The following is a 17,572-nucleotide window of genomic DNA, read 5'->3' as shown; positions in this document are numbered from 1 at the left end:
TCGAAAATAAATAACGCGTCAAAAATAAATTAGCGTGGTGCCAAAAAAACACGCGCTGACGATCTCACTGTGACGCCACACGCATCGTCGGGCTCTGAAATTGCGGTGATAATGGGGTAGAAACCGGCGTAGAAACCTGACCAGAAGCACCCAATATGACCGATACACACCTTAGCCCACTGCGCAAATTTGCCGATTTTGTTCGCGAGCAGCAGACCCGCCTGACCGAACGATGGATGAAGGCTGTGTTCGGCGACGTCGATCTCGTCGAAGCGGACAAGCTCACCTATCAGCAGCTCGCCGATCATCTGCCGGAAATTCTCGAAGGACTCTGCCTCGCACTCGACGTCGAAGATCTCGAACGCCTCGAACCGGCGATCGAACGCAATGCACGAAAACACGGCATGATCCGCTGGCGTCAGGGCTACCGGATCGAGGAACTCGTGCGCGAGCTTGATCTGTTTCATCGGGTGCTCGCCGATGCGCTTGAAGAATTCGCCGACCAGGACAACACGTTCACGCGACGCCACGAAGGCCGGGCACGGCGCCTGGTGGCCGAAACACTCAGCATGGTGACGCTCACGTCGATCAGGCAGGTGGTCAGCGAACGGGACCGCAAGATCGACGAGTACACCGGCAGGCTCGAACGCGCCAATCACGAACTGACACTCAAGCAGCGGCTGGTTGGCGATCTTTACGAGTCGCGCATGCAGATCACCCGCAGCGTGGTCCACGATCTGCGCAATTTTCTGAATGCGTTTTCGATGGCGCTTCAGTTGATCGGACGCGCGCCTTCAAAGGCCGATATGGCGCTGACGCTCGCCAACCGGCAGGCCTCGGACATGAAACAACTCGTCGACCAGATGGTCGAGTATTCCGTCGTGCTCGGCGACGACACCCCACTGGCACGCGAACAGGTCGAGCTGCATGAGCTTTACGATGAACTCGTTGCCGCCTCGCGCCCGGCAATCGAGGCTAAAGGACTGACGTTGCGCACTGAGTTCGATCCGGCGCTATCCGCTGCTACGTCAAATCGTCTGAAGCTTAAGCAGATTGCCGTCAATCTGCTCTCCAACGCGACGAAGTACACGAAGTCCGGCGAGATCGAATTTGCCTTCGCAACGGCAGGCCCGGAGCATTGGTCGATTCGCGTGACGGATACCGGCGTAGGCATTGCACCTGCGGATGCCGACCGGGTATTCGACGAATTCGAACGCGCCGCGGGTGAAGATATTCCCGGCACGGGCCTCGGCCTCGCGATCGTCAAGGAGCTGTGCCGCGTATTGGACGGGCACGTCGATTTTTCGTCGCACGAAGGCGTTGGGACCACGTTCGAAATCCGCTTTCCGCTGGCGCTGGCTGAATTCGAGTAAGCGTCCGCCGGTGCACGCCCAGTACAATTTATTTATTACGATCAACAAACAAAGACATTTTATTTCGTAATAAATAACCGATTAACTCATACGGGCCCCAGCCCCGGCTGATCGGCTCACACGCGAATTCAATCGCGGCTTTCCGAAGTTGCAATTACGGAAATTCGACACGTCCTTGACAAACGCTGTCGGCGTCACCTATTTTTCATCTGCTGCCAATATACGGATATCCGATTAAGGAATGCGTATCCCGAAAGAACCAGAATATCCAATCCAGATATTTAGTTATTCTACGCATATTGCATAGAGATGCAGTTCTATGCGCTTTGAAGCAGGTTGGTCTCAACCGCCATTCGCCGACGATGCACCATTAATATTTCGAACTCCGATACATCTTGATCGGCGAGAGCGGCCTTTGTGAAAAGGTATCTGAACCCACCACCAAGGATAGAGATGAAACGAGACGAGCGTCTTACCGGCCATAGCCACTATCGCCATAGCAGGCTGCCGGGCATGGGAACCTTAGCGGTCGCAATCCTGCTTCTCGGCGGTTGCGGCGGAGGGGATAACGGTTCTTCCTCAGGCACGGCTGTGAGCATGCAGCAGACTGCAGCGAATCAGCAACTCACCGCACAACAAGCTGCACAATCGCAAACACCAACAGGCAATCAAACCTATATCGACCTGGTCGCCTACTCAGGCAATGCCACGGACGGACTCGCCCCCCGTCAAGTCACCGAGAATGCCGCGGTCATGCATTACCAGTGGACGCAAGGCAGAACACCGGTCAACTACACCACGACGACCGGCCACCTGACCGCCGCCGATTCGAGCGGCAACCCCGAAGCCACGATGTCCTACGTCGCGTACACCGTGCCGAGCACGAACGGCTCGCCGCGACCTGTTACGTTCGTCTATAACGGCGGGCCGGGCTCCTCCTCCATCTGGCTGCGGCTCGGCTCGTTCGCGCCGACGCGGGTCGCCACGCCCGATCCGGTGTTCGGGAACTGGCCGAATTACCCGCTCGTCGACAATAAGGAAAGCCTGATCGACACCACGGATATGGTCTTCATCGATCCACCCGGAACCGGTCTTTCAGAGGCGATTCTGCCGAATACGAACCAGAGGTACTGGACGACCGACGCAGACGTCAACATCATGCGCGACTTCATCCAGCGCTATCTGACGGTCAACAATCGCAGCACTTCGCCGATCTATCTCTATGGCGAGTCGTACGGCACGCCGCGCACCGATATGCTCGCGTTGGCGCTCGAATCGGCCGGCGTGCATCTGACCGGCATCGTTCTTCAATCTGCAATCCTGAACTATTTCGCGGATGCGATCGAAGCCGTCGCCATTACCAACTCGACGAGCGCGCTGGCATTGGATACGGATACGTTGGCCGGCTATTTCCCGGGCTACGCCATGGTTGCGGCTTACTACAACCAGGTGTCGCCGGCCCCGCTCAATCAGGATCTGTACGCATACCAGGCGGGCCTGTTCGTCACTGCGGAGTACAACCGGTTCAGGCGGTATTCGCAATCGTGGGTGCTCAGTCAGCTAGGCATACCTGACGCTTTGGGCACGCCGGTGTTTCCCAACGCCCAAACGCTTCAGTCGTGGACCCTGCCATCCAGTCTGACCTTGCAGGCGCTGCAGGGCTACTTCGGCGCCAACCCGTTCTCGACGAGCCTCCTGCCCGGCACGACGATCGGCCGCTACGACGGACGCGTGTCATTGCCGAATTCGGATCCGCGGCTGCAAAACGATGGAGACCCGTCCGACATCCTGATCTCCCAGCCGTTCACCACGGCGCTGGCGACGCAGATGCCTGACTACCTGGGATATACAGCGCCGAACGCGACCTATTTGCCGCTGAACGACAACATCATCCAGGTGTGGGATTTCTCGCATGACGGACAGCCCCTGCCCGACACGATCCCGGATCTGCTGGGTGCGCTGACGCTCAACCCGCAACTCAAGGTACTCTCGGAAAACGGCTTTCATGATCTGGCCACACCGTTTTTCAATACGGAGAAACAACTGGCACGGCTGCAAACGGTACCGGGTCTGAATCCGGACTTGCAGGTCAACTTCTTCCAGGGGGGACATATGATCTATCTGGATGACGTTGCCCGTCCGCTGATGAAACGGGATCTGGTGCGCTTCTATCGCGGCACGCCGCTTCCGGATGCGCTCGCGCTCTGGACGCTGCCGGCGCCATGGCGCGACGAGAGCCCCGCCAGTCAGCCGACCGCTACCGCTGCTGCCACGACGCAAGCCACGGCGCCCTGACTGAACTGACGCGACGTACCTCGTTCGCGATACTCTATTCACTCAAACAATGCGAGTCATCATGTCTCTTTTCGATATGTTGCGGCGTGTTTCCCCGTTGATCGTCCTCGGTTGCCTGATTGGCAGCGCGCATGCGTTACCGCCGCAAGCGGTTGCGCCGGCCACGCCGCCAACCGGGGCCAGAGGCGTCGACGGTCCGTTCTTCCCTCAAAACCGTGCGGCTCCCGTCGCGCCTTCTACCGGCACTGCCCTGCAGCAGGAAGCCCAGCAGCGGCTTGAAGCGCGGCTGGGGGCGAATACGGCCCTTAGCAATGGCGCGGCAGTCACGAAAACTCAGGCTCAGACCGCGGGGCTCGGCTATGTCGCCAAGCACTTCGATCAGATCGATACGAGCCATAAGGGAAGTGTGACCATGAGCGACGTCAGGCAGTACCTTCAGCAGCAGGGCCGCTAGCGGCCGGTCATTGGTCATGTTGGTGATGTTTTGTCGTGTTGGTCACTAGTCAGGGCGTGTCTTTCTTGCAGGGCCGCCTTTGACAAGCGCGAATGGCCGGAGCGGCCATTCGCGCTTCTACTTCGCCCCGGCGCTCCTGCCGACCGGCAAACATTCACTTAACGCGCCGCCGCGGTCGCTCAGGCCTCGCACCACGACCTCGGATGATTTGCCGTCACGTCTCGCCAATTCGGCGAGGTCGAGCAACGCGGTGTATTTCGCCGAACAGTCCTGTTGGGGTTCAATCGCTCGCTGCACGGTAGGCGTGTCAGTGTTGATGACGCCCTCACCCATCGCAATCACGACACCGGCCGCAACGATCATCGCCGCCAACGCACCGACCTTGCATAACGTGCGTGTGCGTACCGCGTTGAAACCCGACCGGACCACCTGCGCGCTTGCCTGCCCGCTCATCCACGGCGGACCGCGGTGCCCGGCCTCATCGCCGGTTCTCACTCGCAGGTCGTCACTCATGACCAGTGCGCCGGCACCCAGATATTGCCCACCCAGTGACCCGGTACCCACACGACAGGGCGCGGCACAGGTGCCACATACACGACACGCGGTGCAACATACACGGCAGGCGGCGGGGGCGGCGGCGGAACGTAGACAACCGGAGGCGGCGGCACATACACAACCGGCGGCGGTACGACAACCGTCGGAGGCGGCGCAGCAACCACAACCGGCTTCGGTGCAACCACAACCGTCGTGCCGCCGGTCGTGACCACACCGGTGGTCGTGACCGTCCCGCTAGTCGTCACCGTGTGGCCGTACGTTCCCGTCGCGCTCGTCGACGTCGTCACGACGCCCGGCGCAACTCGCGTGGCCGTACCGGAGTGGTTGACGGTGCCACCATCGGACCCCGTCACCGTGCCCGAACGTGAACACGAAGAACCCGCGCAGTTGGTCGAGGCCGAATGGTTGACCGTGTTGCCGTTCGAGCCCGTGATCGACCCGGACGACGAATACTGGCCAGGCGCGGTTTTAGTCACGTCGCCGGAGGTCGTGGCTGTTTTGCCGTCCGGTCCGGTGAGGTTGCCGGTATGCGAACAGGTGCCGCCCGCGCAATTGGTGTCGCCCGAATGCTGGACCTGGTTGCCGTAGCGTCCCGTCGCGGTGCCCGAATTCGAGAACTGGCCGGGGGCGTTGCGGGTCACCGTGCCGGTGTTGGTCGCCACACCACCGTAGGGGCCGGCCACGCCGCCGGCATGCGAACAACTGCCACCGCCACACGAGCCGTAACGCGCGCCGTTGTAGGTGCCGCGTGACGTGTAGGCGGTGCCATGTTGCGACCAGGCGAAAGCCGACGCGCTGCCGAGCGCAAGGACGGCGACGGTTGCGGTCAGCGCGAGCTTGCGAAGCGCGCTGCGTACAGATACGACGGTCGTCACGGAGGCAGGGGCAGAGGCGGTGGCTCGGACGACGAACGAACAGTTTTTCACGGTATGTCCTTCTTGATTTCGGGCCACTTTTGCGCACTGCGGCGTGGCGACAAACGGACTATAGAAGGGCACCTGGATTTAATCAGCAGCGAAGATATGTCGCCCTGTTTCACCGCGACAGAGGCCCGCTGGACAAGGCTTTGCGGGCAATTCGAACGCGCCGTGACATAGGGCGACATAACTTGTTGCGGGCCGCGCTCCACCCGTGCCGCGAGCGGGCTCAAACGCGCGACAGAGGGCCAGGTTCGACACCGCCGTGACACTTTTCCGCAAAGCGCATGTCGTAGGGTTCGATGAATGCGACGGCGCAAGCCGCTTACCTGTCAACCCGCTTTATCTTCCTTCAAGAGGCGCTCATGTCGACAAAACGCGAGTCGAAACCCAAAGCCGGGACGAAAGAAAGCACGGCGAAAGCAGAAGGCAAACGAAAGCCGGCCGCCAAGGCCGCGGCATCCGGCAAAAAAACAGCGGCGCTCGCCACCGCCGCGAACCAGCCGGCAGGCACGGCCGCCGCGGCGTTCAGTCCGCGGATACTGGACACGCCCGTATTCGCGCAGCCTCAGCCGACCGCGGACCCAACGGTGTTCCGCGTGCCCCATCCATCGGACGACGCGGCCTATAAGGAAATCGACAAGCTCAATGCGGAGCACAAACTGTTTCCGTTGCCGTTTCCCGCACCGAGAGGCGGCGTGGAGCCCCGGCTCACCCTCGCCGAGGTCATGGGCGGCAACGCAGCCGCCATCAACAAAATCACCTCCTCCGGACAACTGGTCTTTCACGCGCTAGGAGATTGCGGCAGTACGAAAGGCCCGGCGACCCAAAACGAAGTAGCCGACAAATTGACCGCCGACTTCAACGAAGCCGACACCAGCGAGGTGCCGCAGTTCGCGTTGTTGCTCGGCGACGTGGTCTATAGCTTTGGCGAGAGCCAGTACTATTACGATCAGTTTTACGAACCCTATCGCGACTATCCGGCGCCGATCCTCGCCTGCGCCGGCAATCACGACGGCATGGTTTCGCCGGAAGCGCATGCCACGAGTCTCGCTGCGTTCCTGCGAAATTTTTGTGCGGAGACCTTCGTCGTAGCGCCTGAAGCCGGCGGATTGTCGCGCACCGCGCAAATTCAGCCCGGCGTGTTCTTCACATTCGAGGCGCCGTTCGTGCGCGTGCTGGCGATTTACAGCAATACGCTCGAAGATCCCGGGGTGATTTCAGACCCCAAGATCGGCAGTACTCAGCTTGATTTTCTCGACGCCGCGCTCAAGCGCATCAAAGCCGAGCAGTTCAACGGCGCACTGCTGATCGCGGATCATCATCCACCCTACTCCGCGGGCGGACACGGATCGAGCGTCGATATGCTGGCGCAGATCGACAAGGTCTGCGAAGCGAACGGCGTGTGGCCGCACGCGTTTCTTTCCGGTCATGCTCACAACTATCAGCGCTTCACGCGCACACGAAATGCGGACGGCACGCAGATTCCCTACCTCGTGTGCGGCAACGGCGGGCACGGTTTGATCAAGCTCGCCGCAAAGGGGGCGCCCACCATCCGCGCGCCGCAAATCATCCAGGCAGCCTCGGCCACCGCCGATCAGGTCGTGCTGGAAAACTACGACGACACCAATTATGGCTATCTGCGCATCGTCGTCACCGCGGCGCAGTTACGTATCGAGTATCACTCGGCGTCTGACGGTCTCAACACAAAGGCGCCGAACGACTACGTCACGATCAACCTTGCCGAGCGCAAGGTAGCTCATTTCGTTGCACCGGATATGGGGCATCCGCTGGCAGCGCGGGCGGTGCGTGCTTTGGTGCGCAGCTAGCAGCGAGACGTCGCGCCGTGCGCCCGGCGCCGGCGCGCTTCATCCGGGCACCTCGCATTGAGGCGCGGCTCGAGGCGTTCCGCCTGCGCTTTCCCGTAAACCTGCGTTTTCACGAAATCACCTGTTTTTACCGGTGCAAAACGATGTAATCTCTCGTCTTTCTTCTTGCATCAAAACCGATGAGTCGAGCGTTGGCGAGCGAACAACTACAACAAACTGCGGCACCCAGGCGCCGCCGGCCTATCGTTCTTCGTTTGCGCAGCACCGTGGTGGTGCTGACCTGGGGGATCGCCAACTTCGCGCATTCCGCTCACGCAGCCGATTCCGCGTGTCGCGCCGAAGCCGGCCCGGCTGGCCGGCCCGCTGTCGGTCTCGTGCTGTCAGGCGGCGGCGCACGCGGCTATGCCCACCTCGGCGTGTTGAAGGTGCTCGAGGAAAACCGCATTCCGGTCGACTGCATCGCAGCCACCAGCATGGGCTCGGTAGTCGGCGGCCTGTACGCGAGCGGCATGACCGCGCAGGACATGCAAAACCGCCTCGCCGGGGTCAACCTCGCCGACATCGCCTTCGACGTCACCGACCGCGCCGATCTGCCCCAATCCCGTCGCGAAGACGAGCGGCTGTACGCGAACAGCCTCTCGCTCGGTTACGGCGCTAATGGCTTCCGCTTGCCGGTCGGGCTCGTCCAGGGCAATCGCCTGCAAGCGTTGCTGCAGGACTGGACGTCCGCCGTACCGGGCAACGTTTCGTTCGACCGCCTGCCGATTCCTTATCGCGCGATCGCCACCGATCTGAGCACCGGCCAGAAGGTGGTGCTCGATCACGGTTCGCTGCCGCAGGCGATTCGCGCCAGCATGGCGTTGCCCGGCCTGTTCGCGCCGGCCGATATCGACGGGCGTACCTTGGTGGACGGCGGCATCGTCAGCAATCTGCCGATCGAAACGGCGCGCGGCATGGGCGCGAACGTCGTGATCGCCGTGGATATCGGCTCACCGCTGCGGCCGCTGAATGCGCTCGCTTCGCCCGCCGACGTGATGCAGCAGATGATCGGCATCCTGATTCACCAGAACGTTGCGCGCCAACGTGAGCAGTTGCAAACCGGTGACCTACTGATCGAACCGGCGCTCGGCTCACTGAGCTTCACCGATTTCGCCAACGCGAGCCAGGCGATCGCGGCCGGCGCCGCCGCCACGCGCGCGGCCATGCCGCAGCTTCAGCATCTGGCGCTCTCGCCCGCCGACTACGCCGCGTGGCGCGCCCGGCATGGCACGCTCCCCATGCGTCCGGTGCGGATCACGCAGATCGAGATCGCCTCGCCGGGCGCCGTGCCCGAGGCACGCATCCGCGCCGCGTTACACGTCAAACCCGGCGACGTGTACGATCCGGTCGCGCTCAACAAGGACTTGCTGGCGCTCTCCACCACGGGCGATTTCGACAATGTAAGCCAGCAACTCGTCGACGACGGCGACGTGCACAAGCTCGTCGTCTCCGCGCAGCAGAAGCAGTGGGGACCCAATTTCCTGCTATTTGGGCTCGGTTTATCGAGCAGTTCGACGGACGAAGGCGGCTTCCGGCTGCATCTCGGTTATCGCCGGCCGTGGCTCACTTCGTCCGGGCTCGAAGGGCGAGTAGACGGGACCGTCGGCAGCGATCTGCTTGACCTGCATGCGGAGCTGCGACAGCCGCTGTCGAGTTCTTTTGGCTATTACGTCGCGCCCTATTTCGAGTTTCAACGCCGTTATGCCAACCTCTACGACGACTCCGGCAACGTCAAGGTCACGCAATACCGCTTGCAAACCGAGGTCGCCGGGCTCGATTTCGGCATACCGCTCGCGCGTCTCGGCGACTTCCGTATCGGTGTGGCCTACGCGCATGGCTTCGCGTCGCCCCAATACAACTTGCCGCTCGACGACACCCTCAACTCGCCACTGCTGTTTCCCGATATTTATGGGCGGCAGCTTAGCGCACGCGCACGTCTCGTGATCGACCAGCTCGACGATCCGCTATTTGCCCGCAAAGGTTACTTCGGCGAACTACGCGTAGAACGGTCGCTGTTCGCAGGCAGCGACAGCTTCACCGAGGTGTACGGCAAAAGTATTGTCGCGGCGAGCTATGGACGGCACAGTGTCAACGCGAGCATTGAGGCGGGTAACGATTTCGGCGGCACCAATCTGACGAATCCGTTCGGCTTCACGCTGGGCGGCTTCCAGCATTTGTCGGCCTACGCCGCCGACCAACTGTCCGGCAACTCGATGGCGTATGGCCAGGTCACGTACATGAATCAGCTTGCCACGTTCAACGCATCGCCGATTCGTGGCCTGTTTGCGGGCTTAAGCGTTGAAGCCGGCAACGTCTGGACCCGCGATTCGCAGTTCGGCAGCGGACCGCTGAAGCGCAGCGTGACGATTTTCACCGCGCTGACCAGTTCATTCGGACCGATGTATCTGGGCGTAGCGTTCGCACCGGGCGGGCGCAGTAACTTCTACTTCCAGTTGGGACATACCTATTGAGGTTGCGTAGGCATCGCGTGTTTCACGTCAACGTGCCCACCGGCCAGCTCATTTCGAAGCGCGCGCCGCTTAGGGTCAGGGGATCGGTGACGGCGATGCGGCCGTGATGCGCGCGCAGCACCTGCTGCGTAATCGCAAGTCCCAATCCGTAGCCGCCGGTCTGGCGATCGAGCCGCACAAAGGCGTCGAAAATGCGCGCGCGCTGCTCGGGCGGCACGCCTGTGCCGTCGTCTTCCACGTAGATCTCCACATTGCCGTGCTTGACGCTCAGGCCGACCATGATTCGCGAATGCGCGTATTTGCTGGCGTTGCGCAGCAGGTTTCGCATTGCGTAAGACATGAGGCGCTTGTCCATCACCACGCGTAGCGATGTGTCGACGTCGACTTGCGGGACGAGTTGCTTGTCCGCGTAAAGCAGCGTGGCATCGGTGATCTGGCTTTCGAACCATGCTGCCAATAGTGTGGATTCGAGGTTCGATTGCAGGGAGCTGTATTCGAGGCGCGCGTAAGTCAGGCTCATGTCGATGAGCTCGTCGAGTTCGGTGACGTCCTGGTCGACGCTCGCCAATGCGCTGTTGTATTCGGCCGCGGAAGCGGGTTCGCGCAGGTTTTCTAGTGCGAAGCGTACGCGGGCTAGCGGCGTGCGGAGTTCGTGGGAGATGCCGTTGGTGAGTTCGCGCTGCGCGGCGATCAGGCGTTCCATACGTTCTGCTAGCGCGTTTAGCGTACGGGCTAAAGGGCCGATTATCACGCTGTGCGACTCGCGGGCGCGGGTGTTGAAGCGGCCGCCAGTGAAGTCGATCGCGCGTTCGCGGACCATTACCAGGTCTAGCCAGACTGGGCGCATCCAGCGGTACGCTGTTATTGCTGGCAGCGATAGGGTTGCTAGTGCGATTGGTATTGCGGTTTTGGCTGTTGCTATTGTTTGCCAGATTGATGGGGAGGTTTTTAGTGTTAGGGCTAGCGTTGCTATTGAGGCTGCTAGTACTAGTGCTGTTAGTGTTAGTAAGCGTGTGTAGACGCGTACGTATAGCCTCGACCAACTCGGGATTCTGTCTGCCCTCGTGTCCGTCCAGGAACGGCGGAAACGGTGCCAGCGCCATTTTCCATATCGGTAAGGGGTTAGCTTTTTTTGCTCCGCTGAGGGTGGCATTTCTTTGTCTTCTCTTCTGTTCTTTTCGTGCGTTTGTGGTCTATTAGCGTCGCCCCTGTGCGGGGCAGGCACTTACTTTCTTTGCCGCGGGCGGCAAAGAAAGTAAGCAAAGAAAGCCGCTTCACACCGCTAGCTCATAAGTGGGTCCCCTGGCTTGGAGGAGGTAGTGGTGCATCTGGAATCCGTGCCCTCGCACATTCGGCCACAGTGACAAGGCACTCATTCTTCCGGCGGCGCTGCGTGCGCCGAAGCCCTTTTCCCTGGAACCAGTGGCAGTTTAGCTTGGTTCCTTTGCGTGCTGCCGGTGGGTTGCTTCGCTCGGTCCCGCCTTTTTCGTTGCCTCTTACGTCCTTCGCACGAATGCCAGGGGTCGCTCCGCTACCGTGTCTCGCTCGTTGTCCAGTGTGATCATGTGGTAGCTGCCGGTCAAGCGCACGAGCGTCACCGAACGGCTTCCCAGGTGCTCGCACACGAACTCCGCAGAGCGGATGCTCGTCACCTCGTTTTCCTCGGAATGCATGACCAAGGTCTCGCAGGTTACGCGGCCCAAAGCCCGCCTCACCGCGAAACGCATCCAGTCCACCTGCTCGATCGCCGCCAACGGCACGTACGGATAGTGGACGCCGCTCCCCTTCTGCAAGTGGCGGCGGATCAGGTTGCAAATGCGCGCATTCTTAATGCCAAACGGCTCGCCCTCCGGCACGCGAATCAATCTGCGCAGACCCGGCACGCAGTCCATCAAATAGCGCAACGGCCGTAGACGTGAGCCGCCCCAACCATCGAGGAACAAGGGCGGCGACAGCAGAATCAGGCGCCCCGTCGTCATGCGCTCGCGCGCACTCAACATCACCGCAAGCAATGCCCCCATCGAAATGCCCCCAACGTCGACGCGCTCGTATCGCGCCACCAGGTCGCGGTAAGTGCGGCTCAGCAGCTGCATGTAGTCGCTCAAGGTCACCCGGCTCAATGCGTCAGGGTTCGAACCGTGGCCCGGCAGCGACGGCAAATGCACGTCGCAACCAATCTGCTCGAACTTGCGATCGAGCGCGCCAAAATCATGGCGCGTGCGCCTAAACCGTGAATCATCAACACGGCATGGCCGGAAAGAGGGGAAACGCGAGCGGACATCGCTTAGCCTGTCGTTGCACAAGCCCGCGATGCTAATCATCCCCGCCTCGCATCACTGTCGATTTGCGACCGCGTTTGTAGAGTTTTGTCGGCCGATATTTCGACGTATTACGCCATCGAAACGCAACGTCAACTCACCCGAACCTCAGTCTCAACCTCAGCCGCAGCGCCTTCAATCCCACGCCAGCTTGCTGAACTGATAGCCCTTGCCGCGCACCGTCTTGATGCGCTGCGGGGTGCCGGCGTCGTCATGCAGCTTGCGACGCAGCTTGGAAATGCCGCCGTCGATCGTACGGTCAAGGCCGTCGAACTCGATACCGCGCAGCTGCCGCATCAACTCGTCGCGGCTCACCACTTCGCCCGCGCAACTCACCAACGCCCACAACAAATCAAATTCGGCCGATGTCAGCTCGGGCAGGCTGCCGTCCGGAAGCTTGACCGCGCGGCTCGCCCGGCTGATCTCGAACTTGCCGAAGGTGTAGCTCTCGGGTTGGGCCGCCTCCGGCGTGCGCGCGTTCACCCGGCGCAGCTGCGCCTTGATGCGCGCCAGCAGCACACGCGGCTCGACAGGCTTATGCACGTAGTCGTCCGCGCCGAATTCGAGGCCCAGCACTTCGTCGAACTGCTCGTCGCGCGCAGTCACCATGATGATCACGCCGTCGAATTGCTCGCGCGCCTCGCGGCAAATCTGGAAACCGTCCTTGCCAGGCAGGTTGACGTCGAGAATCACCAGGTCCGGGCGGCGCTTGAGAATGGCCGGCACGGCGTCGTTACCGTGCAGCACAGTCTCGACTTCATATTCGTGTTTGCGCAGATAACCGGCGACCAGCGCGGACAGGCGGTCATCGTCTTCGACAAGCAGGATCCGGAATGGCATGGGGCGAATCGTTCGGGGCTGACTGTTCAATAGCGACGAGAAACGGTATAACGCAGTGCACGATCAGCAAACGATGGTGCCGCGTGACGTACACATCCGCACGGCGCAGATCACACCGGCAGCGGCCGGACGTGCCGGCTCGGCGCACAGCATAGCGGATGCGCCGCACATCGTGCGACACGACCGACAAAACTCGACAAACGCACAAGCATTTCGACACGGACGCGCAATGCGCGCGGCTAGCATCCCCCGATAGAAATAGCCCAAGGAACTGCCGTGACGACTGCTTCCAACGAAGGAACTCGCGCCCACTCGCCGTGGTTCGCGAGAGCTACTGCGCCCTTTGCGGTCATTCAGCAAGCCGCCCATGCACTCTATCCCGGCACCAGCGTGTTTCATCGCTGGCGCCGCATGCGTCTGTGGCTGCGCTCGCTGATGTCGTGGCGTTCCACGCAAGTATGGCTCAAACGCTGTGCCATTTCGCCTTTGCACGATCTGGTGCAACGTCATCCCACGGCGCTCGAACGCATGCATCGGCCGTTCCTCCATACCCGCTTCAGCCCGCGCGAACGCCTCACGGCGAGCCTCGATCATCACGCGCTGACACAGCAGCGCGTGCCGCAACTCGCCGCGCGTATCGCCGCCGTCGGCTCGGCGCCGATCGCGTCGTTCGGGGTGGGCGCCGAGCGCTGGCACGTGTCGCTCGAGTCAATCGAACAGTTTCAGAAGGAAGGCGACTGGACCTTGTGCATCCGCGATGCGCGCGATCAGCGCATCGTCTCCTGCACGTTCAGTCTCGCCTACCTCGGCGGCAAAGTGCGCCGTCCCCGTCTTTGCATCGGCTCCGTGCAGGGTCCGGACAGTTCGGTCAACGGACGCGAACTGTTTCGCGCACTCACGAGGCGCTGGTATGGCCTGCGGCCGAAAGTGCTGGTGATTTACCTCGCGCAATGTGTCGCCGCGGCACTCGATGCGGGCGGCACCTTCATTGTCTCGAAGCAGGCGCATATCTATGCCAACTGGCGCTATTGCCTGAGAAGGCGTCGCGTAGCCGCGGACTACGATCGGCTCTCGATCGAGTGTGGAGCACTCGCGCGCTGGAATGGCTGGTTCGTCCTCGCGCCGCCTGTGCGTTATCTGGCTGAACGCGAAGGCGACGGTACCGGCGACGCAACCCGACGCAAGCGTTACGCATTGCGAAACGCGCTTGCCGGCCAGATTCGCCGCAACGTCGCGGCAAGCAAGACTGAGCGGCTCTGCACACCTCGCGTTGTCGCTTGAATCTATTGCGATTTTTTCATTGACAAGGCATGCGGCAAAACGGCACACTCATTCACATGTTGACGCACACCTCCATCCCAGTCGCGATTGAAAATCGAACAATGCATGCCATCATCGGCAGGCATTTGGGAGCACGTGCGCGTTAGCAGTCTGAATCTGCAAACAAGACCCAAAGGCCCCGCCGGTAACGGAAGGGGCCTTTTGTTTTGTGGGTGCCTCTGTCCGCCGGCTCGATGATGGAGAGCAAGATGGATCAGGCAAGCCCGCAGTGCATGGATGACGACTCAAGTCTGTCTGCCTGGCAACAGGAAGAGAGTCTGCCGAAGGTAGTGCTACATTTTTCCGTAGTGCCAGGCGCAACGCTGACATGGCGCGTCGACGCCGACAGCACGCTGCACGCGCACGGCGCGCGCCTGTGGCTCACGCGCGTCAACTCGCCTTACGATCACTGGCTCGAACCCGGCAACGAGTTCCGGCTGCAACGCGGCGAACGCGTGTGGATCAGCGCGGATAGCGAACGCACCGCGCGCGTGTCGTTGAGTTGCGCGCTGCCCGCCCGACGAGGTTTCGTCAGGCGTTGGCTGGGGCGGCTCGCGTGGTTGGGCCCGGGGGCGCCGATGACACGATGACCCGATAACGCCCGGTCATAACTCGATGCTCGCGCTTTCGTACCGCAGAAAAGCAAACACCCCTGCAACGAGGGGTGATTGGGGGTGATTGGGGGTGTTGGTGATCAGCCATGCCGCTTGCCGGCATGGCGTTGACCGCGCCGCCAATTATTGCGGCGTCACCTGCACGGCCGCTGCCGAAACGAATACCGCGTGGATCGTATCGCCGACCTTGACGCCCTTCAGATCGACGTCCGGTCCGACTTCGAGCGTTTGGGTCTGATAGGCGCCTCGCAGCGTGACGAGGCGCTTCTTGTGATCGATCTTCTGCACGGTGGCGAGCACTTCGACCTGACGCGCGGATTCAAAGCCACCCGAGGCCGGCGCGTACACCTGCGTATCGACGCGCGCGCGAATGCCCTTGTCTGCGCCGGTGACCTTCTCGGCCTTGAGCAGCAATGCATTCTTGTACAGCACGTCCACCCGATCGCCGATCTTCAGTTGATCGAAGCCGGCAACTTGCTGGCTCACCAGCACGACCACCACGTTGCCGCCGGGCCCTTTGAGCGTGAGCGTGCGGCTACCCTGATCGATACCGACGATCTGCGCCTTGACATGCACCGGTTGCACCGCGCTGACGATGCCCTGCGCGGCACTGGCCATTGCGTCTTGCGCCCACGCCGGCTGCGCTGCGGCGAAAGCCGCCACCATCAACACTGCGCCAATTGTCGCTGCCTTCATTTACGCTCTCCTCCAGAAATTGTTCGATCTGGCGTGACGGCGATCTGAAACGACAGGATGCCGATTAACGCCGCGAATGCATACAGCTTCAGGATTTCACATATTAAAGCGGTGCGGCGCAACGCTTGTACATGCCTTACAAGACGCTACGATTGATTATATTGTGATTTTCAAATCAGCGGACGGCGTGATGCGAAACGCCGCGGCGCGGCGTTGCAGCGGCATCTTGCGGGTTGACCGCACCGCTTCAATCTTGTTGGCTATTCATATACGGCGGCAATACATGATATGCGTACAGCATTAAACACATACTGCATGACAGCATCGACGGCGCATTATTATTTTTATCGACGGCATTCGCCACAATGCAATCGGAATCCGTCACTTAAACCGATTAAACACCGTCAATAGCCGGTGAATCCATGCGCCGTGCAAAATAAAACAGCCCCGTCGCCTGAGCGAAGGGGGTGTTCATCATGCGACCACGGGAGCGCTATGCGCGCAGTCTCAACGCGAACGACGCTGAGGCAGAGGCACTTCCCTTTCCCTGCGCAAGCTCCAAATTCTTACACACGTTCAATCGCGATGGCGATGCCTTGACCGACGCCGATACACATCGTGCACAGCGCAAAACGGCCTTGCGTGCGATGCAATTGATACATCGCAGTCGTGACCAGACGCGCGCCGCTCATGCCGAGCGGGTGGCCGAGCGCGATCGCGCCGCCGTTCGGATTCACGCGGGCGTCGTCATCCGCGACACGCAACGCGCGCAGTACGGCTAGCCCTTGCGAGGCGAACGCTTCGTTCAGTTCGATCACGTCGAACTGGTTGATGGTCATGTTCAGGCGAGCCAGCAACTTCTGCGTGGCGGGCGCCGGGCCGATGCCCATCACGCGCGGTGCAACGCCCGCCGTTGCGATACCCAGCACGCGCGCACGCGGCGTGAGGCCGAAGCGTTTCGCGGTTTCCTCGTTGGCAAGCAGCAAGGCCGCTGCGCCGTCGTTCACGCCCGACGCATTGCCTGCCGTGACCGTGCCGTCAGCGCGCACCACGCCCTTCAGTTTGGCGAGCGTTTCAAGGCTGGTTTCGCGTGGGTGTTCGTCTTGCAACACGGTGATCGGATCGCCCTTCTTCTGTGCGATCGTCACGCCGACGATTTCCTGTGCGAGCGTGCCGTCCCGTTGTGCACGTGCGGCTTTCTGCTGACTGCGCAGCGCAAACGCGTCCTGATCGGCACGGCTGACCTTGTAGTCGGTTGCGACGTTTTCGCCGGTCTCCGGCATCGAATCGACACCGTACATCTGCTTCATCAGCGGGTTCACGAAACGCCAGCCGATCGTGGTGTCGAAGATATCGGCTTGGCGCGAAAACGCGCTGGTGGCCTTGCCCATCACGAACGGCGCGCGGCTCATGCTTTCGACACCGCCCGCCACCATCAACGCGGCCTCGCCCGACTTGATCGCGCGTGCGGCGATGCCGACGGCGTCCATGCCCGAGCCGCACAGGCGGTTCACCGTGGAGCCCGGCACGCCTTGCGGCAAGCCGGCCAGCAACAGCGACATGCGCGCGACATTGCGGTTGTCTTCACCGGCCTGGTTCGCACAGCCGTAGATCACGTCGTCGATCGCATTCCAGTCGACGTCTTTATTGCGCTCCATCAGCGCTTTGAGCGGCACCGCGCCCAGCTCGTCGGCGCGAACCGACGACAGCGAACCCGCATAGCGGCCGATCGGGGTGCGAATCGCGTCGCACAAGAATGCTTCGGTCATGTGATGTCTCCAGTTGATGTGCTGTGTGCGCTCTGCCGCCAGCGGATACCCGATTGCGGCGCTGGCCGTTTGCGTCTCGCGC

Annotated in this window: 14 protein-coding genes; 7 read left to right on the top strand and 7 right to left on the bottom strand. The window is 61.3% G+C overall.

The annotated features are described in order from the left end of the window. Window positions 1–155: 155 nt before the first annotated feature. The 3 genes from B0G76_RS22080 to B0G76_RS22070 all read left to right on the top strand — a co-directional run bounded on the left by B0G76_RS22080 (window position 156) and on the right by B0G76_RS22070 (window position 4,122). Entirely contained in the window at window positions 156–1,373 is a 1,218-nt protein-coding gene (locus B0G76_RS22080) for a sensor histidine kinase (protein WP_120294433.1), read from the top strand. Between the two features lie 453 nt (window positions 1,374–1,826). Further along, window positions 1,827–3,668 (top strand): S10 family serine carboxypeptidase-like protein, encoded by a 1,842-nt coding sequence (locus B0G76_RS22075; protein WP_120294432.1) that lies wholly within the window; start codon window positions 1,827–1,829, stop codon window positions 3,666–3,668. 61 nt (window positions 3,669–3,729) lie between these two features. Then, complete coding sequence (locus B0G76_RS22070) at window positions 3,730–4,122, top strand: 2-oxoglutarate dehydrogenase (protein ID WP_259460671.1); 393 nt, start codon at window positions 3,730–3,732, stop codon at window positions 4,120–4,122. A 117-nt stretch (window positions 4,123–4,239) separates the two neighbouring features. On the opposite strand, the gene B0G76_RS22065 is transcribed toward B0G76_RS22070, so the two are convergent. After that, complete coding sequence (locus B0G76_RS22065; RefSeq protein WP_120294430.1) at window positions 4,240–4,635, bottom strand: hypothetical protein; 396 nt, start codon at window positions 4,633–4,635, stop codon at window positions 4,240–4,242. Next, entirely contained in the window at window positions 4,632–5,603 is a 972-nt protein-coding gene (locus B0G76_RS22060) for a hypothetical protein (RefSeq protein ID WP_120296667.1), read from the bottom strand. The genes B0G76_RS22065 and B0G76_RS22060 overlap by 4 nt, the downstream gene beginning before the upstream one ends. 356 nt (window positions 5,604–5,959) lie before the next feature. Between B0G76_RS22060 and B0G76_RS22055 the strand changes: the two genes are divergently transcribed. Together B0G76_RS22055 and B0G76_RS22050 are read left to right on the top strand one after the other, a co-directional pair. Beyond that, window positions 5,960–7,423, top strand: coding sequence for a metallophosphoesterase (locus tag B0G76_RS22055; protein WP_120296665.1), 1,464 nt, complete (start codon window positions 5,960–5,962; stop codon window positions 7,421–7,423). A gap of 254 nt (window positions 7,424–7,677) precedes the next feature. Beyond that, window positions 7,678–9,933 (top strand): patatin-like phospholipase family protein, encoded by a 2,256-nt coding sequence (locus tag B0G76_RS22050; protein WP_259460670.1) that lies wholly within the window; start codon window positions 7,678–7,680, stop codon window positions 9,931–9,933. Window positions 9,934–9,955: 22 nt separating this feature from the next. Here the strand turns inward: B0G76_RS22050 and B0G76_RS22045 are convergent, their stop codons facing one another. From B0G76_RS22045 to B0G76_RS22035, 3 genes are all read right to left on the bottom strand, one after another. Then, entirely contained in the window at window positions 9,956–11,086 is a 1,131-nt protein-coding gene (locus tag B0G76_RS22045) for an ATP-binding protein (protein ID WP_120294428.1), read from the bottom strand. Window positions 11,087–11,429: 343 nt separating this feature from the next. After that, the gene (locus B0G76_RS22040) at window positions 11,430–12,254 is read right to left on the bottom strand and encodes a carboxylesterase (protein ID WP_120294427.1); all 825 of its coding nucleotides are present in this window, start codon (window positions 12,252–12,254) and stop codon (window positions 11,430–11,432) included. Window positions 12,255–12,386: 132 nt separating this feature from the next. Continuing rightward, window positions 12,387–13,091 carry a response regulator gene (locus B0G76_RS22035; protein ID WP_120294426.1) on the bottom strand — a complete coding sequence of 235 codons (705 nt, stop codon included), beginning with the start codon at window positions 13,089–13,091 and terminating at the stop codon, window positions 12,387–12,389. Window positions 13,092–13,367: 276 nt separating this feature from the next. Between B0G76_RS22035 and B0G76_RS22030 the strand changes: the two genes are divergently transcribed. Both B0G76_RS22030 and B0G76_RS22025 read left to right on the top strand, forming a co-directional pair. Continuing rightward, complete coding sequence (locus tag B0G76_RS22030) at window positions 13,368–14,372, top strand: DUF535 family protein (RefSeq protein ID WP_147394071.1); 1,005 nt, start codon at window positions 13,368–13,370, stop codon at window positions 14,370–14,372. 248 nt (window positions 14,373–14,620) lie between these two features. Beyond that, window positions 14,621–15,001: a DUF2917 domain-containing protein gene (locus B0G76_RS22025; protein ID WP_120296664.1), complete on the top strand. Its 381-nt coding sequence runs from the start codon at window positions 14,621–14,623 to the stop codon at window positions 14,999–15,001. A 147-nt stretch (window positions 15,002–15,148) separates the two neighbouring features. Here B0G76_RS22025 and B0G76_RS22020 read toward each other — a convergent pair whose 3' ends face one another. Both B0G76_RS22020 and pcaF read right to left on the bottom strand, forming a co-directional pair. Next, window positions 15,149–15,721, bottom strand: coding sequence for a hypothetical protein (locus tag B0G76_RS22020; RefSeq protein ID WP_120294424.1), 573 nt, complete (start codon window positions 15,719–15,721; stop codon window positions 15,149–15,151). 566 nt (window positions 15,722–16,287) lie between these two features. Beyond that, on the bottom strand, window positions 16,288–17,490 hold the full coding sequence (gene pcaF / locus B0G76_RS22015) for a 3-oxoadipyl-CoA thiolase (RefSeq protein ID WP_120296663.1): 1,203 nt from the start codon (window positions 17,488–17,490) through the stop codon (window positions 16,288–16,290). Between the last annotated feature and the right edge of the window lie 82 nt (window positions 17,491–17,572).

Origin of the sequence: Paraburkholderia sp. BL23I1N1 (assembly GCF_003610295.1) — a bacterium.
Lineage (GTDB): Bacteria > Pseudomonadota > Gammaproteobacteria > Burkholderiales > Burkholderiaceae > Paraburkholderia.
The sequence above is the reverse complement of the archived record's forward strand: the minus strand, read 5'-3'. Positions and strand labels throughout refer to the sequence as shown.

Bases quoted from the DNA above. Each gene is read 5' to 3' on its own strand.
- B0G76_RS22070 (WP_259460671.1), top strand. From the start codon at position 3,730: ATGTCTCTTTTCGATATGTTGCGGCGTGTTTCCCCGTTGATCGTCCTC.
- B0G76_RS22040 (WP_120294427.1), bottom strand. From the start codon at position 12,254: ATGATTAGCATCGCGGGCTTGTGCAACGACAGGCTAAGCGATGTCCGC.
- B0G76_RS22025 (WP_120296664.1), top strand. From the start codon at position 14,621: ATGGATCAGGCAAGCCCGCAGTGCATGGATGACGACTCAAGTCTGTCT.
- B0G76_RS22020 (WP_120294424.1), bottom strand. From the start codon at position 15,721: ATGAAGGCAGCGACAATTGGCGCAGTGTTGATGGTGGCGGCTTTCGCC.
- B0G76_RS22045 (WP_120294428.1), bottom strand. From the start codon at position 11,086: ATGCCACCCTCAGCGGAGCAAAAAAAGCTAACCCCTTACCGATATGGA.
- pcaF (WP_120296663.1), bottom strand. From the start codon at position 17,490: ATGACCGAAGCATTCTTGTGCGACGCGATTCGCACCCCGATCGGCCGC.
- B0G76_RS22035 (WP_120294426.1), bottom strand. From the start codon at position 13,091: ATGCCATTCCGGATCCTGCTTGTCGAAGACGATGACCGCCTGTCCGCG.
- B0G76_RS22065 (WP_120294430.1), bottom strand. From the start codon at position 4,635: ATGAGTGACGACCTGCGAGTGAGAACCGGCGATGAGGCCGGGCACCGC.
- B0G76_RS22075 (WP_120294432.1), top strand. From the start codon at position 1,827: ATGAAACGAGACGAGCGTCTTACCGGCCATAGCCACTATCGCCATAGC.
- B0G76_RS22080 (WP_120294433.1), top strand. From the start codon at position 156: ATGACCGATACACACCTTAGCCCACTGCGCAAATTTGCCGATTTTGTT.
- B0G76_RS22055 (WP_120296665.1), top strand. From the start codon at position 5,960: ATGTCGACAAAACGCGAGTCGAAACCCAAAGCCGGGACGAAAGAAAGC.